This window comes from Actinomycetospora sp. (assembly GCF_036497585.1).
Taxonomy (GTDB): Bacteria; Actinomycetota; Actinomycetes; order Mycobacteriales; family Pseudonocardiaceae; genus Actinomycetospora.
In genome coordinates this window covers 1-13,313 of record NZ_DASXJD010000113.1, presented here as the reverse complement: position 1 = coordinate 13,313, position 13,313 = coordinate 1, and the positions used below count along the sequence as shown (strand labels likewise).

Below are 13,313 nucleotides of genomic sequence, written 5' to 3'. Positions count from 1 at the left end.
GGAAGGTGTGCCAGGGCCGTCACCCTGCGGGCCGGGGCCTCACGGCACCCGCACCGTCGGTGGGCTCGTCGTCTGCTCGTGCGGGGTCTAGAAGACCCCGGGGAGCACCTCCTGCTGGGCCTGCGCGTAGCTGTCCTCGTGGGCGTCCTGGTACTGCTGCCACGCCGTGGAGTCCCAGATCTCGAGTCGGCTCACGGCCCCGATGACCGTGCAGTCCCGGTCCAGCCCGGCGTAGCGGCGCAGTTCCGGGGCGATCGGGATGCGCCCCTGGGAGTCGGGACGCTGCTCGTCGGTGCCGGCGAACAGGTAGCGCTGGTACGCACGCACCCGCTCGTCGGTGAACGGCGCCTCGGCCACCTTCCGGGCCATCTGCTCGAACTCGTCACGGGGGAACACGTACAGGCAGTGGTCCTGCCCCTTCGTGATCATCAGCCCCCCTGCGAGCTCGTCGCGGAACCTGGCGGGCAGCGTCAGCCTGCCCTTGTCGTCCAACCGCGGGGTGTGGGTGCCGAGGAACACGGCCCCACCTCCCCGGTGAGGCCCCGTGCGCCCCACTGCTCACCACAATACCCCACAACGCTCCACCCACAACCTCGGGCTATCGGCGAGTGTGCCCCGATGGGAGCAGTTCGCGCAGGTCAGTGCCGGTGGGGCGAGGTGGGGAACGGGTGGCGACGATGCCCGAACCGGCGCGTCCGAGGGTGCTCCGACACGCTTCCCGGGCCGCTCGGACGCCGCGTTCTGCCTGCTCGAGGGCGCGGTGGGGCGTGGTGGGGCGTCCGGTGGGGGGTGGTGGGGAGGCGCGGGGGCCCGGGGTGGGGCGAGGTGGGGGCGCTCGTGGGGCGGGGTGGGGCACCGTTGGGACGAGGGCCCGTGGGTGCACGGCGCCGTCCTGACGTCGGACGCCAGGAACGTGCCGTTGCTGTTGCCGGAGGCGCCCCACACACGACGACGCGCCGCCGACCAGGGGTCGACGGCGCGCTCGGGGGATCGAGGGAGGGCTACTCCTGCTCGAAGCGCTTGCGGAAGCGCTCCTCCATCCGGCTGGTGAACCGGCTCTTGTCGCCGGCCGGGGGCGTCTTGCCGTCCCCCTCGGCGGCGGCCGCTTCACCCTTCTTGCCGCCCGTGGCGGTGATCGCCAGGACGGCCCCGGCGAACATCAGGAGGAAGCCGACCACGCTGACGATCGGGAACCCGGCCACGAACCACTGGAACACGAGCCCGAGCACCAGGGCGACCACGCCGAGGACGAAGAGCACCACACCCTGGATCCGTCGGCGCCGGGACGGGCGACGCAGCCGGCCACCACGCACCGTCGACGCGAACTTCGGATCCTCGGCATAGAGCGCGCGCTCGATCTGGTCGAGCAGTCGCTGCTCGTGCTCGGAGAGCGGCATGGTTCTCCTCCGGCACCGGAACGAGAGAGCGGTGATCGACCCGGGTCAGTGGGACGATCGGCACATCATCGGGATGGCTGACCTCATCGTACGAGCCGTCCGGCACTCCGACTACCCGGACCGGGGTGTTGCCCCGACGATCATTCTTTCGGCCGGTGAGAAGGGCCACGCCACGACGCGCCGCGATCTCCCCGGCGCGCAGCGTGGCGGGTCGGGACGATCACCGCGGGCCGGGTCGGCGCGCCACGACGTGGATGCGCGATGCGAGGTCACGCAGGGGCGGCGTCTGCCCGGCCAGCTCCTCGAGCGCGGCGAGATCGGCGGCCCCCGACGGGCCGTCCGGGGTCTCGGGGACGAGGTCGGCCAGCACCCGGTGCCCACGCACCTGTTCGACGACGAGGCCGCCGTCGCGCTCGAGCAGCGCGCGGACCTCGTCGGTGTCCATCCGGCGCAGGAGCGGGTCGCCCGCCCCCCAGCGGCCCAGGGGGTCGGCGAGCAGCCGCCGCGCCTCCGCCACCCGTCCGGCGACCACCCGGCCCAGCACGGCGGCCCACCGCCCCGCCACGAGGACCGACACCGCACTCCCGGGGGCCGCGGCGCCGGCGAGGGCGCGGACCGCGGCCACCGGGTCGTCCACGTACTCGAGGAGCCCGTGGCCGAGCACGAGATCGGCCCCGCCGTTCCCGTCGGCGATGTCGGCGAGGGCGTCGACGTCGCCCTGGACCGCGCGGACCCGGTCGGCCACCCCGGCGTCGCGGGCCCGGCTGCGGAGCACGGCCAGGGCGTTCGCGCTCGAGTCGACGACGGTGACCTCGCAGCCCTGCGCGGCGAGCGGGACCGCCCACGTCCCGCTGCCACCGCCGACGTCGAGCACCCGCGGCGCGGCGCTCCCGCCGGCACGCGTGCGGACGGCGTCGAGCTCGTCGCGCAGCGCGCGGGCCACGGCGTCGACGGCCGTGGGTGCGGACGGGCGTGCGGTCACGGCCACACCGTAGTGCGCGCCCATCGGGATTCACGCGCGAGCCGGTACGTTGCCACCGTGTACGTGACGGGTGTGCTGAGCCTCAAGGGCGGGGTCGGCAAGACCACCGTCACCCTCGGCCTCGCCGGGTCGGCGGCGCGGCAGGGGTTGCGCACCCTGGTGGTCGATCTCGACCCGCAGGGCAACGCCACGACGGCCCTCGAGCCGGCCGAGAGCGAGACCACGATCGCCGACGCGCTGGAGAACCCGTCCCCGGCCGTCCTGGCCTCCTCGATCGCCCCGAGCGCCTGGGACGACGCGATCGACGTGCTCGTCGGCTCCGAGGACATCGAACGGCACAACCATCCCGACCCCGGCTCCCAGCGGCTCGGCCGGCTCTCCCGCCTGCTCGCCGCGCTCCCCCGCGGCACGACCGACGAGGGTCCGGGCTCGTCGGCGGGCTCGCGCCTTCCCTCCTACGAGCTCGTCCTCATCGACTGCCCGCCCTCGCTGGGCCAGCTGACCCGCTCCGCGCTCGTGGCCGTGGACCGCGCGGTACTCGTCACCGAGCCGACGATCTTCGCCGTCTCCGGCGTGCAGCGCGCCTTCGAGGCGGTGCAGGCCGAGCGCGCGCACAACCCGCGCCTCCAGCCCCTCGGCGTGCTCATCAACCGGTACCGGGCCCGCTCGGCCGAGCACGAGTTCCGGGTGAACGAGCTCCGCGAGCTGTTCGGCCCGCTCGTGCTCTCCAGCGTGCTGCCCGACCGCACCGCGGTGCAGCAGGCCCAGGGAGCCGGCGTGCCGATCCAGCGGTGGGACACCCCGGGCGCCCGGGAGATCTCCCGCCACTTCGACAACCTCCTCGGGCGCATCGTGCGGGCCGGGCACCGAGCCCGCGAGCAGCGGGACCCGCGCCGCACGGGCTGAGCGACTCAGGGCTCCCGTCGGCCGGCCACCGTCCGCGTCACGAGGGCGAGGAAGAGGTCGGCCTGGCGGACCATGTCGTCGGCGTCCCGCTGCCCGACCCGGCTGCGGGCGCCCGCCTCCACCGCGGAGCGGGTCGCGGAGTGCGCGGCGAAGAACGCCGCCCACTCGCCGTACTCGGGCGCGACCGCGGTGAGCAGCGTCCACGCGTCGGTGGGCCGGGCGGAGCGCCGGGTGCGGGCCCGGGCCGCGAGCACCGCCGCCGCGGAGCGCAGCGCGGACAGGTGCGCCAGCCGGAACCGCTCCGCCGGGGTGTCGGCGCGCTGCGCCTCACGCAGGCCGTCCCGAGCCGCCTCGAGCAGCGTCACCACCGACCGGGACGGCGGTGGACCGGGCGGGCGCGGCGCGGACGCCGCGGGTCGGGCCGGGCGCCGGTCACGGCTCGGCCGGTCACGGTGACCCCGGCGCGGGGCGGGGGCGTGCACCAGGCCGGTGTCGAACAGGCCTGCCGCGCCCACCTCGGCGTCGGGCAGGGGCGTCGGGAACGTCGGCGTGGAGATCGTCATGGTGTCCTCCCGGACTCGGGGGTGGTCAGGTCAGCCAGCGGAGGTCCCAGACCCCGGGACCGGAGCGCATGCGGAGCACGAACTCCCCCGGGGGCAGGTGCGGCTCGTCGGAACGGCGGGCGAGGACCCGCCAGCACCGGCAGCGGTCTCCCCCGATGGGCATCATCGAGCGGAACGGCCACCGCGACTGTTCGATCCAGCGCTCCCGGATCTCGGTGACCAGGTAGTGGCTGTCGCGTCGGTTCGGGCGACGGTGGAACTCGACGGGATCGCCGTCGACGCACCGGACCCCGACCGGCGAAGGGCTTGCAACCAATGCGTCCTCCACGGGGGCGCGGTCGCCGACCCACCCGGCGCGGGACGGCCTGTGCCTGCCACCGTGGGGAAGCCGGCGGCGCCGGGTGCGACGGGACGCTTCCCCGCGGACCGCCGCACCCGAGTCGAACACGTGTTCGACGGACACGAGTGAACCGCGCCGCCCGAGCCGCGTCAAGTCGGCCGGTCGGATCGTCGCCGACGCCGCGCGGCGGAGGAGTCTCGACGGGCGTGATGAGATGGCGCGATGGACTCCCAGGCGCGGGCACCGGGGATCCCGGTGGCGGTGGCGCGCCGGGCGGGCGGACCGCGATGACCGCCGCCCCGGAGGAGGCACGCCTGGTCGATCTCGACCCCGCGGAGCTGCCCGGACGTCTCGACGAGGCGCTCGACCTCTACGTCGCGGCGATGGGCTACCCGCCCGGCACGGCGCGGCAGCGGGCCCCGATGTGGCTCGAGCACTCGCGGCGCCCCGGGTGGCGGGCGGTGGCCGCGCTCGACGAGCACGACGCGCTGCACGGCATCGCCTACGGCTACCCGGGAGCGCCCGGGCAGTGGTGGTACGAGGAGGTGCGCCGCGGGCTGCGGCGGGCCGGGCGGCCGGCGCGCGCGTCGGCGGGCGGGCTGTTCGGCGCCGGGCTCGGGCGCCTGCTCGGCGACGGCGGAGGGCGCGACGGCGGCGGTCGTGACGGGGCCGGCCCCGGTGGGGCGCCCGACGCGGGCGTCCTGGCCGGCGTGACCGGCTCCTCCGACCTCGACCCCTGGCCCCTCGACGACGATCCGGAGCGCTACCTCGCCGACTACTTCGAGCTCACCGAGCTCCACGTCCGCACCGACGCCCAGGGCCACGGACTGGGGCGCGCCCTGCTGCAGCGGCTCCTCGAGCGGGCCGAGGCCGGTCACGTGCTGCTCTCCACCCCGGAGGCGCCGGTGCCGACCCGCGCCTGGGTGCTCTACCGCCGCTGCGGGTTCCGCGACCTGCTGCGCCACCACCGTTTCTCCAGCGACCCCCGGCCCTTCGCCGTGCTCGGCCGGACGCTGCCGCTCGAGCCGGCCCCCGGCCGCTGAGCGCGGGACGCGCCCGCACCCGACGTCGCCGGGCGCTGTCGGACCCGCCTGGCACGATGGCCGCGTGCCGCTGCCCCTCCCCGCCCGGCCGACCGTCCCGGGTCCGGCGCCCGACCGTCCGGCCCGTCCGGCGACGCGTCGGCCCGCCCCCCGCCGCCGGTCGCTGGTCCTGCTCGCCGCGATGCTCGCGGTGGTGGCCCTGCTCGGCACGGGGTGCGTGCGGGTGCGGGCCGGGCTGGCCGTCTCCCCGCAGGACACCGTCTCCGGGACGATCGACGTCGGCACGCCCGACGGCGCCCCGGGCGGCAACGGGCCGCCGCTGCAGGTCCCCTCGGACCTCTCGGGGGACGTGACCGTCACCCGGTACGAGCAGGACGGCTACGTCGGCTCCCACCTGGCCTTCGAGGACCTCAGCTTCGACGACGTGTCGCGGCTGCTGCCGCAGATCAGCCCGACGACGTCCTCGGCGATCCGGCTGCAGCTGCGGCGGGCGGGCGACCGGGTGATCCTCTCCGGGCAGGTCGACCTGACCCGCGTGACCCCGGAGAGCGCCGACGTCGCGCTCAAGATGGCGTTCCCGGGCACCATCACCCAGACCGACGGCAGCGTCTCGCAGGGCGTCGTGTCGTGGACCTTCACGCCCGGGGAGGTCGGCGAGGTCAACGCCGTCGCCTCGTACCCCGACCCGAACGCGCCGTCCTGGGTGGGCTGGGCGCTGCTGCTGGTCGCGGTCGTGCTCATCGCCGCGGGGGTCGTGTTCGCACTGGCCGCCGCGACGCGCCCGCGGGTGGACCGGCGGGCGCGTCGCTGAGACGGCCCGGCGCCCGTCAGGCCGAGGCGGAGCGGGCCGCCGTGCCGAGGCGCTGCACCACGTCCACGACGGCGGGCGACCGGTTCATGCTGATGTAGTGGATGTTGCCGACACCCTCGTCGTACATCCGCTGCGAGAGCTCGACGCAGAGGTCGATGCCGCACTTCCGGAACCCGTCGGCGTCGTCGGTGTACGGCTCGAGCCGGTCGGTCATCGCCTGCGGCAGCGGCGCACCGGAGAAGTCCGCGCCGCGCTCGGCCGACTTCGGCGTGGTGATCGGCATCAGCCCCGGCATGATCGGGATGTCGCAGCCGGCCGCGGCGATGCGGTCACGCATCCGGAGGAACTGGTCGGCGTCGTAGAACATCTGGGTGATCGCGAACTCGGCGCCCGCCTTCACCTTCTGCACGAAGAAGCGGGTGTCGGCGTCCTCGTCGGCCGACCGCGGGTGCAGGTAGGGGAACGCCGCCACGCCCACGCAGAACGACCCGAGCCGCCGCACCATGTGCACCAGCTCGTCGGTGTACTGCAGGCCGGCGGGGTGCGGCACCCACTCGGCGTCCTTGTCGTTGGGCGGGTCGCCCCGGATCGCGAGGACGTTGGAGATACCGGCCTCGGCGTAGGAGCCGATGACGTGACGCAGGTCCTCCATGGAGGCGTCGACCGCGGTGAGGTGGGCCATCGCCGTCAGCGTGGTCTCGGTGGCGATCCGGCCGGTGGTGCGCACGGTGCGGTCCCGGCTCGAGCCGCCCGCGCCGTAGGTCACCGAGACGAACGCCGGGTCGAGCGGCTCGAGCGACCGGATGGTGTTCCACAGGGTCCGCTCGCCCTCGTCGTTCTTGGGCGGGAAGAACTCCACCGAGAACGTCGGCGTCCCACGTTGGATGCGTTCCGTGACAGTGGCCATCCGGTGACCATACGCAGTCACCACGCGAACGGGGAGCACTCGTGTGACGGTCGACGCCGGTTCGACGCTCATCCGGCCGGTTAATCCCGGCCTGCCTACCCTGTGGTCGGCGGCCCGGCGAGAGGAGCTCGGATGACCGGTGGCCGGACGCTCGTGACCCCGGGCGACCCCCTGATCTGGGACGATCCGGTGGACGTGCTCGCCACCGTCGACGCCGACCTGCCCGCGGCGGTCACCGGTGCCTTGCGGGACTTCCTCGACGCGCGGCGGGAGACGTGCGCCTCGCTGGCGCCGGAGTTCGTCGACGCCGTGGACGACCTCGCCGCGCTCGCGCTCGGGGGCGGGAAGCGGCTGAGGCCCACCTTCGCGTGGTGGGGATGGCGTGCCGCCGGCGGGCCCGCGGCCCCCGACAGCCCGCCGCCGGACGTGGTGGTCACCGCGGTGTCGGCCCTCGAGCTGATCCAGGCGTGCGCCCTGGTGCACGACGACCTCATCGACGACTCCTCGCTGCGCCGCGGCCGCCCGACGGTGCACGCGATCTGGTCCGCGCGGCACCGCGAGCGCGAGTGGATCGGCTCGTCCGAGCGCCTCGGCGCGGCGATCGCGGTGCTGGTCGGCGACGTCGCGCTGGCCTGGGCCGACGACATGCTCCGCGCCGCCGGTCTCGACCCCGCCGCCCTGGCCCGCGCGGCCCCGGTATGGGAGGCGATGCGGACCGAGCTGCTCACCGGGCAGTTCCTCGACGTCGTCGGGCACGCCACGGACCTCTCGACCCCCGAGGGCGTGCTGCGCATCAGCCGGTACAAGACCGCCGCCTACACGATCGAGCGCCCGCTGCACCTCGGCGCGGCCCTCGCCGGCGCCGACGATGCCGTCGTGTCCGCCTACCGGCGGTTCGGCACCGACCTCGGGATCGCCTTCCAGCTGCGCGACGACCTGCTCGGCGTGTTCGGTGACCCGGCGGTCACGGGGAAGCCCGCGGGCGACGACCTGCGCGAGGGCAAGCGGACCCTGCTGGTCGCCCTCGCCCGCCAGCACCCCGACGCCGCGGCCGCGGCCCCCGTCGAGCACGCCCTCGGCAAGTCCGACCTCACCGCCGAGGAGGTCGGCGCCGCCCGGGCGGCGCTCGAGGACCTCGGGGTGGTGGCCGAGGTCGAGGAGCGCATCGACGCCCTGACCGCCTCGGCCCTCGACGCCCTCGCCGGGGCGGACCTGGACCTCACCGCCCGCGAGCGGCTCACCGCCCTGGCCGGCGCCGCCGCGCACCGGTCCTGCTGATGGGGACACCACGCAGGACCGTCCCCCCGTCGCACCGCGTGGTCGTCGTCGGGGCCGGTCTCGCCGGCCTGACTGCCGCCCTGCACCTGCGGGGCGCGGGCTGCGAGGTCACGGTGGTCGAGCGCGAGCCCTTCCCCGGCGGCCGGGCCGGCCGGCTCGACCTCCCGGGGAAAGGGCAGCACGCCGACAGGGGCTACCGCCTCGACACCGGGCCCACCGTCCTGACGATGCCGGACCTGCTCGAGGCGCCCCTGGCCGCCGTCGGGGAGAAGCTCGGCGACCGGCTGGACCTCGTGCGCCTCGACCCGGCCTACCACGCCCGCTTCGCCGACGGCTCCGCCATCGACGTCCACACCGACGCCGAGGCCATGGAGCAGGAGCTCCGCGAGAAGGTCTCGGCGGCCGACGCCGCCGGGTACCGGCGGCTGCGCGACTGGCTCGGAGAGCTCTACCGGGTGCAGATGGCGACGTTCATCGACGCCAACTTCGACTCCCCGCTCGACGTCCTCTCCCGCGACCTGGCCCGCCTCGGCGTCCTGGGCGGCTTCGGGCGGCTCGGACCGCGGATCGGGAGGTTCCTCCACGACGAGCGACTGCGCCGGATCTTCTCCTTCCAGGCGCTCTACGCCGGGGTCCCGCCGGCCCGCGCCCTCGCGGCCTACGCCGTGATCGCCTACATGGACACCATCGCGGGCGTGTACTTCCCGCGGGGCCGCGACGGTGCCCCGGGCGGGGTCCGGGCGCTGCCGCAGGCCTACGCGGACGCCGCCGCCGACGCCGGGGTGGAGCTGCGGCTCGGGACGGAGGTCACCGAGCTGGAGTGGGTCGGGAGCCGGGTCACCGCGGTCGTGGCCGAGGGCGAGCGGATCCCGGCCGACGCCGTCGTCCTCACCCCCGACCTGCCCGTCGTGCACCGCCTGCTCGGCCGGACCCCGCGACGCGGGGTGCCGCTGCGCTGGTCGCCCTCGGCGTTCGTCGTGCACCTCGGCCTGGACCGGCCGCAGCCCGACCTCGGGCACCACACGATCTCGTTCGGTGACGCGTGGGCGTCCACCTTCGACGAGATCATCACCGAGGGCCGGCTGATGAGCGACCCGTCCCTGCTGGTGACGCGGCCGACCGCCACCGATCCCGCGCTGGCCCCGGCCGGCGGCGACTACGTCTCGGTGCTCGCCCCGTGCCCCAACACCGATCGGGCCCCGGACCTGGACTGGGACCGCGTCGCGCCGCGCTACCGCGACGAGCTCCTCACGGTGCTCGCGGCGCGCGGGATCGCGCTCGACCCCGGCGCCGTCGTCGCCGAGCACCGCATCTCGCCCGCCGACTGGGCGCGGCTGGGGATGGCGGCCGGCACCCCGTTCTCCGCGGCGCACACCTTCGCCCAGACCGGGCCGTTCCGGTCCGGCAACCTCCCCCGCGGCGTCGACAACGTGGTGCTGGCGGGCTGCGGCACGACGCCGGGTGTCGGGGTCCCGACGGTGGTCGTGTCCGGGAAGCTCGCCGCGCAGCGCATCGTCGGGGACGCCGCGTGACGGCGGGGGTGGCGCCGCCGCGGGGCGCCGCGGGCGAGCTCGACGCGGCCGGCATCACCGCGCCCGGCCTGCGCGTGGCCTACGCCCGCTGCCGGGCGCTCAACGCCGCCCACGGCCGCACCTACTTCCTCGCCACGCGTCTGCTGACCCCCGCGCAGCGGCCCGCCATCCACGCCCTCTACGGCTTCGCGCGGATGGCCGACGACGTCGTGGACACCCCGGGGGCCGGCGGGCCGGACGAGGTGGTGGCCCGCCTGGAGGAGGTGCGGGCGCGGATGCGGGTGGCGCTCGCGGGCCCGACCGACCCCGAGGACGGCGCGGCGCTGCTGGCCGAGGAGCCGGTGGTCGCGGCGCTGGCCCACACTGTCGAGCGCTACGACATCGACCACCGGCACCTCGAGGACTTCATGGACTCGATGGCGATGGACCTCGTGGTGGACGGCTACGAGACCTTCGACGACCTCGGGACGTACGTCCACGGCTCCGCGGCGGTGATCGGGCTGCAGGTGCTGCCGGTGCTCGGCACGGTCGTGCCGCGCGCCGAGGCCGAGCCCGCGGCGGCCGCGCTCGGGGTGGCGTTCCAGCTCACCAACTTCCTGCGCGACGTGGGCGAGGACCTCGACCGCGGCCGGGTCTACCTGCCTCGCGAGGACCTCGCGGCCTTCGACGTGGACCGCGAGCTCCTGGCGTGGTGCCGGGCGCGGCTGCGCACCGATCCCCGGGTGCGCCGGGCGCTGGCCCACCTGGTGGCGCGGACCCGCGCGATCTACCGGCGCGCCGAGGCCGGGATCGCCCTGCTCGACCCGGTATCCCGGCCGTGCGTTCGCACCGCAGCGGTGCTCTACAGCCGCATCCTCGACGAGATCGTCGCCGTCGACTACGACGTGCTCGCCCACCGCGTCGTCGTGTCCGAGGCCCGGCGGGCCGCGGTCGCGGGGCCCGGCCTGGCGCGGGCGGTCGCGGCGCGGTCGCTGCGACGCCGGTAGGGACCTGGCGGTGCGACGCGGCGGCCGGGTGCCCGACGAGCTCGTCCTCGCCTTCGACGCGGACTGCCGGCGCTGCCGGGCGGTCGCGGCCGCCGTCGCCGGGCGGGCCCCGGAGCTGGAGGTGCTGCCGCTGCGGGACTACCGCGTGGCGGCGTGGCGGCGGGAGGCCCTCGGCGACGACCCGCCGCACGCCCCGACGCTGCTCGCCGTCACCGTCGCACCCGACGGGACCGACCACGTGCGGGCGTGGACGGGCGCGGCGGTCGCCGCCGGGCTCGTCGCCACCCTCGGCGCGTGGCGCGCCGCGGCGCTGGCCCCGGTGCTGGCGACCCTGGTGGGGACGCGGGTCAGAACGCCATCGCCTGGGCGCGGCGCTTGACCTCGCCGCCGCGGTCGGAGCGCAGCGCCTCGATCGGCGCGCCCGGCAGCGTCGGATCCTCCAGGAAGAGCCACCGCAGGATCTCGCCGTCGCTGTAGCCGCCGTCGCGCAGCACCGTGATCAGGCCCGGCAGGCCCTTCACCACCCCGGAGTCGACGAGGAAGGCCGCCGGGACGATCCACCGGTCGGCCTCCCGGACGCCGAGGAGCTGTCCCTGCTTGATCATCTGGCTGATGCGGGTGCGGGGTACGTCGAGGCGCTCGGCGGCCTCGGCGAGGGTGAGTGCCTCGATCTCCCGTCCCACGAGAGCGGTCAGCGCGGCGGTCATCCCAGCACTGTGCCAGAGGACACGCCCGGACATCACCGCTCCGCGCAGGCGCGCCGTGCCCACGTCGGGTCCGCGCGTCGCCGCGGGGGATCGGCGTCGCCCGCTCGTAGCATCACGGCATGGCCCGCGACGCCCCAGGTGCCCCGAGGCGGGGGACGGCCCGGGCGTCGGGCCCGGCGTCACCGGACCCGGCGGCCTCGGCGACGGTGCTCGACGGCCGCTACCGCATCGGCGAGGTGCTCGCCCGAGGCGGCATGTCGACCGTGCACCGCGGCACGGACACCCGCCTCGACCGCCCGGTCGCGATCAAGATCATGGAGCCGTCGCTCGCGGCCGACCCCACCTTCGTCCGCCGCTTCGAGCGCGAGGCCCGCGCGGCCGCCCGCCTCGCCCACCCCGGCATCGTCGCGGTGCACGACCAGGGAACCCACGACGACGGCACCGTCTTCCTGGTCCTCGAGCTCGTCGAGGGCGGCACCCTGCGCGACGTGATCCGCGAGCAGGTGCGGCTGGCCCCGGCGACGGCGCTCACCGTGGTCGAGCAGGTGCTCGCGGCGTTGCGGGTGGCCCACCGGCAGGGGATGGTCCACCGCGACGTGAAACCGGAGAACGTGCTGGTGGCCCGCTCCGGGCAGCTCAAGGTCGCCGACTTCGGCCTCGTCGCCGCCGCGTGGGACGGCGCCGCCGACGGCTCGCTGGACACCGGCGGCTCGACGTCGGACGACCTCATCCTCGGCACCGCGGCCTACCTCGCGCCCGAGCAGGTCGAGCACGGGCGCACCGACGAGCGCAGCGACGTCTACGCCGCCGGGATCGTGCTCTTCGAGCTGCTCACCGGCGTCCCGCCGCACGGCGGCGACACCGCGCTCGCCGTCGCGTACCGCCACGTCAACGTGGACGTCCCGGCCCCCTCGACCCAGGCGCCCGGCGTGCCCCGCGCCCTGGACCGGCTCGTCGTCGCGGCCACCCGCCGTGACCCCGACGAGCGGCTGGCCTCCGCGGCCGCGTTCCTCGACGCGGCGCGCCGGGCGCGCCAGGAGGAGTCGTTGCCGTTCGCCCCGGTCACCCCGCCGCGGCGGGCCCGGGTCGGCACGGCGGCGCCGCCGCGCACCGGGACCCGACGGTTCACCGGTCCCACCCCGCGCCGCCCCGCGGGCGACGGGGCGCGGGCACGCCAGGTCGTCGACGAGCCCGACGACGGGGCCCTCGACGACGTCGGGGCCGATGCCGACGGTGCCGACACCGACGGTGCCGACGACGCCGGGAGCGCCGACCGGGAGGACGCCGGGAGCGGCGGCGGGCGCGCCCGCGGGCACGTCGACGGCGTGGGCGACCGCGTCGAGCGCCACGCCCGGCGTCGGGACCGCATCCGCTCGCGGCGGGTGTTCGCGGCCTGGATCGTGCTGGTGAGCGCCGCGACGGTCGCCGCGGGGATCGCCGGATGGGGGCTGGGTGCCGGAGGCATGTGAGCATTTTCCGGGGCTATGACCCCGGAAAGTGCTCACGAGGGCTCCGCCCACCTAGGAGACTGCTGAATTAAGCGCCGGGGTGTCGGACGGGGATCTTGGCTGGCGGCTGGGATCCTCGTCTGGTGCAGGGCCACTCGGATGATCAGCGTTAGCTGCTGGACGTGGAGTCGCTGGCTGGGCATCTGATTGACCCCGGCACCGTGTTCGGGTTCCTCGCCGCTCATCGGTTGCGGTTGTTCCCACCGGAGCTCTTCGAAGGTCTGTTCCCCAGTCAGCGGGGACGACCGAGTGTGCCCGGCGAGGTCGTGGCCTCGGTGATGGTGCTCCAGCGCCTGTACAACCTCTCCGACCGCGAGGCGATGGAGGCGCTGCGCTTCGACCTGCGCTGGAAA

Annotated in this window: 16 protein-coding genes; 9 read left to right on the top strand and 7 right to left on the bottom strand. The window is 75.7% G+C overall.

The window, feature by feature from the left end:
• Positions 1-87: 87 nt before the first annotated feature.
• The 3 genes from mraZ to VGH76_RS11000 form a co-directional block, all read right to left on the bottom strand.
• The gene (gene mraZ / locus VGH76_RS11010; protein ID WP_331556723.1) at positions 88-519 is read right to left on the bottom strand and encodes a division/cell wall cluster transcriptional repressor MraZ; all 432 of its coding nucleotides are present in this window, start codon (positions 517-519) and stop codon (positions 88-90) included.
• A 482-nt stretch (positions 520-1,001) separates the two neighbouring features.
• Positions 1,002-1,397: a DUF3040 domain-containing protein gene (locus VGH76_RS11005; RefSeq protein WP_331556722.1), complete on the bottom strand. Its 396-nt coding sequence runs from the start codon at positions 1,395-1,397 to the stop codon at positions 1,002-1,004.
• 220 nt (positions 1,398-1,617) lie between these two features.
• Complete coding sequence (locus tag VGH76_RS11000) at positions 1,618-2,379, bottom strand: methyltransferase domain-containing protein (protein WP_331556721.1); 762 nt, start codon at positions 2,377-2,379, stop codon at positions 1,618-1,620.
• 57 nt (positions 2,380-2,436) lie between these two features.
• Here VGH76_RS11000 and VGH76_RS10995 point away from each other — a divergent pair, with 57 nt between their 5' ends.
• Entirely contained in the window at positions 2,437-3,285 is an 849-nt protein-coding gene (locus tag VGH76_RS10995; RefSeq protein WP_331556720.1) for a ParA family protein, read from the top strand.
• A gap of 5 nt (positions 3,286-3,290) precedes the next feature.
• On the opposite strand, the gene VGH76_RS10990 is transcribed toward VGH76_RS10995, so the two are convergent.
• Both VGH76_RS10990 and VGH76_RS10985 read right to left on the bottom strand, forming a co-directional pair.
• Positions 3,291-3,848: an SAV_6107 family HEPN domain-containing protein gene (locus tag VGH76_RS10990; protein ID WP_331556719.1), complete on the bottom strand. Its 558-nt coding sequence runs from the start codon at positions 3,846-3,848 to the stop codon at positions 3,291-3,293.
• 25 nt (positions 3,849-3,873) lie between these two features.
• Positions 3,874-4,176 carry a hypothetical protein gene (locus VGH76_RS10985; RefSeq protein ID WP_331556718.1) on the bottom strand — a complete coding sequence of 101 codons (303 nt, stop codon included), beginning with the start codon at positions 4,174-4,176 and terminating at the stop codon, positions 3,874-3,876.
• A 299-nt stretch (positions 4,177-4,475) separates the two neighbouring features.
• On the opposite strand from VGH76_RS10985, the gene VGH76_RS10980 reads away from it, so the two are divergent.
• Together VGH76_RS10980 and VGH76_RS10975 are read left to right on the top strand one after the other, a co-directional pair.
• A complete protein-coding gene (locus tag VGH76_RS10980) occupies positions 4,476-5,231 on the top strand; it encodes a GNAT family N-acetyltransferase (protein ID WP_331556717.1) in 756 nt (251 codons plus the stop codon).
• A 64-nt stretch (positions 5,232-5,295) separates the two neighbouring features.
• Positions 5,296-6,042, top strand: coding sequence for an LppM family (lipo)protein (locus tag VGH76_RS10975; RefSeq protein ID WP_331556716.1), 747 nt, complete (start codon positions 5,296-5,298; stop codon positions 6,040-6,042).
• 16 nt (positions 6,043-6,058) lie between these two features.
• On the opposite strand, the gene metF is transcribed toward VGH76_RS10975, so the two are convergent.
• Positions 6,059-6,949: a methylenetetrahydrofolate reductase [NAD(P)H] gene (metF, locus tag VGH76_RS10970; protein WP_331556715.1), complete on the bottom strand. Its 891-nt coding sequence runs from the start codon at positions 6,947-6,949 to the stop codon at positions 6,059-6,061.
• Between the two features lie 132 nt (positions 6,950-7,081).
• Between metF and VGH76_RS10965 the strand changes: the two genes are divergently transcribed.
• Genes VGH76_RS10965 through VGH76_RS10950 form a run of 4 tightly spaced genes read left to right on the top strand, consistent with a single transcriptional unit; the run spans position 7,082 to position 11,124 of the window.
• Entirely contained in the window at positions 7,082-8,227 is a 1,146-nt protein-coding gene (locus tag VGH76_RS10965; protein ID WP_331556714.1) for a polyprenyl synthetase family protein, read from the top strand.
• Positions 8,227-9,759 carry a phytoene desaturase family protein gene (gene crtI / locus VGH76_RS10960; protein WP_331556713.1) on the top strand — a complete coding sequence of 511 codons (1,533 nt, stop codon included), beginning with the start codon at positions 8,227-8,229 and terminating at the stop codon, positions 9,757-9,759. Before VGH76_RS10965 ends, crtI begins: the two co-directional genes overlap by 1 nt.
• Positions 9,756-10,745 carry a phytoene/squalene synthase family protein gene (locus VGH76_RS10955; protein WP_331556712.1) on the top strand — a complete coding sequence of 330 codons (990 nt, stop codon included), beginning with the start codon at positions 9,756-9,758 and terminating at the stop codon, positions 10,743-10,745. The genes crtI and VGH76_RS10955 overlap by 4 nt, the downstream gene beginning before the upstream one ends.
• Positions 10,746-10,755: 10 nt before the next feature.
• A complete protein-coding gene (locus VGH76_RS10950) occupies positions 10,756-11,124 on the top strand; it encodes a hypothetical protein (protein WP_331556711.1) in 369 nt (122 codons plus the stop codon).
• Here the strand turns inward: VGH76_RS10950 and VGH76_RS10945 are convergent.
• The gene (locus tag VGH76_RS10945; protein WP_331556710.1) at positions 11,093-11,452 is read right to left on the bottom strand and encodes an Rv2175c family DNA-binding protein; all 360 of its coding nucleotides are present in this window, start codon (positions 11,450-11,452) and stop codon (positions 11,093-11,095) included. The genes VGH76_RS10950 and VGH76_RS10945 overlap by 32 nt on opposite strands.
• 119 nt (positions 11,453-11,571) lie before the next feature.
• Between VGH76_RS10945 and VGH76_RS10940 the strand changes: the two genes are divergently transcribed.
• A complete protein-coding gene (locus VGH76_RS10940; RefSeq protein WP_414637706.1) occupies positions 11,572-12,921 on the top strand; it encodes a protein kinase domain-containing protein in 1,350 nt (449 codons plus the stop codon).
• A 152-nt stretch (positions 12,922-13,073) separates the two neighbouring features.
• Positions 13,074-13,313, top strand: a 240-nt coding sequence (locus VGH76_RS10935; RefSeq protein ID WP_331556756.1) for a transposase, incomplete at its 3' end; no start/stop codon positions are given.

What these genes read in the sequence shown, in the direction of transcription:
- VGH76_RS11005 (WP_331556722.1), bottom strand. Translation starts at nt 1,397, where the DNA reads ATGCCGCTCTCCGAGCACGAGCAGCGACTGCTCGACCAGATCGAGCGC.
- VGH76_RS10990 (WP_331556719.1), bottom strand. Translation starts at nt 3,848, where the DNA reads ATGACGATCTCCACGCCGACGTTCCCGACGCCCCTGCCCGACGCCGAG.
- VGH76_RS10980 (WP_331556717.1), top strand. Translation starts at nt 4,476, where the DNA reads ATGACCGCCGCCCCGGAGGAGGCACGCCTGGTCGATCTCGACCCCGCG.
- metF (WP_331556715.1), bottom strand. Translation starts at nt 6,949, where the DNA reads ATGGCCACTGTCACGGAACGCATCCAACGTGGGACGCCGACGTTCTCG.
- VGH76_RS10965 (WP_331556714.1), top strand. Translation starts at nt 7,082, where the DNA reads ATGACCGGTGGCCGGACGCTCGTGACCCCGGGCGACCCCCTGATCTGG.
- crtI (WP_331556713.1), top strand. Translation starts at nt 8,227, where the DNA reads ATGGGGACACCACGCAGGACCGTCCCCCCGTCGCACCGCGTGGTCGTC.
- VGH76_RS10945 (WP_331556710.1), bottom strand. Translation starts at nt 11,452, where the DNA reads ATGACCGCCGCGCTGACCGCTCTCGTGGGACGGGAGATCGAGGCACTC.
- VGH76_RS10940 (WP_414637706.1), top strand. Translation starts at nt 11,572, where the DNA reads ATGGCCCGCGACGCCCCAGGTGCCCCGAGGCGGGGGACGGCCCGGGCG.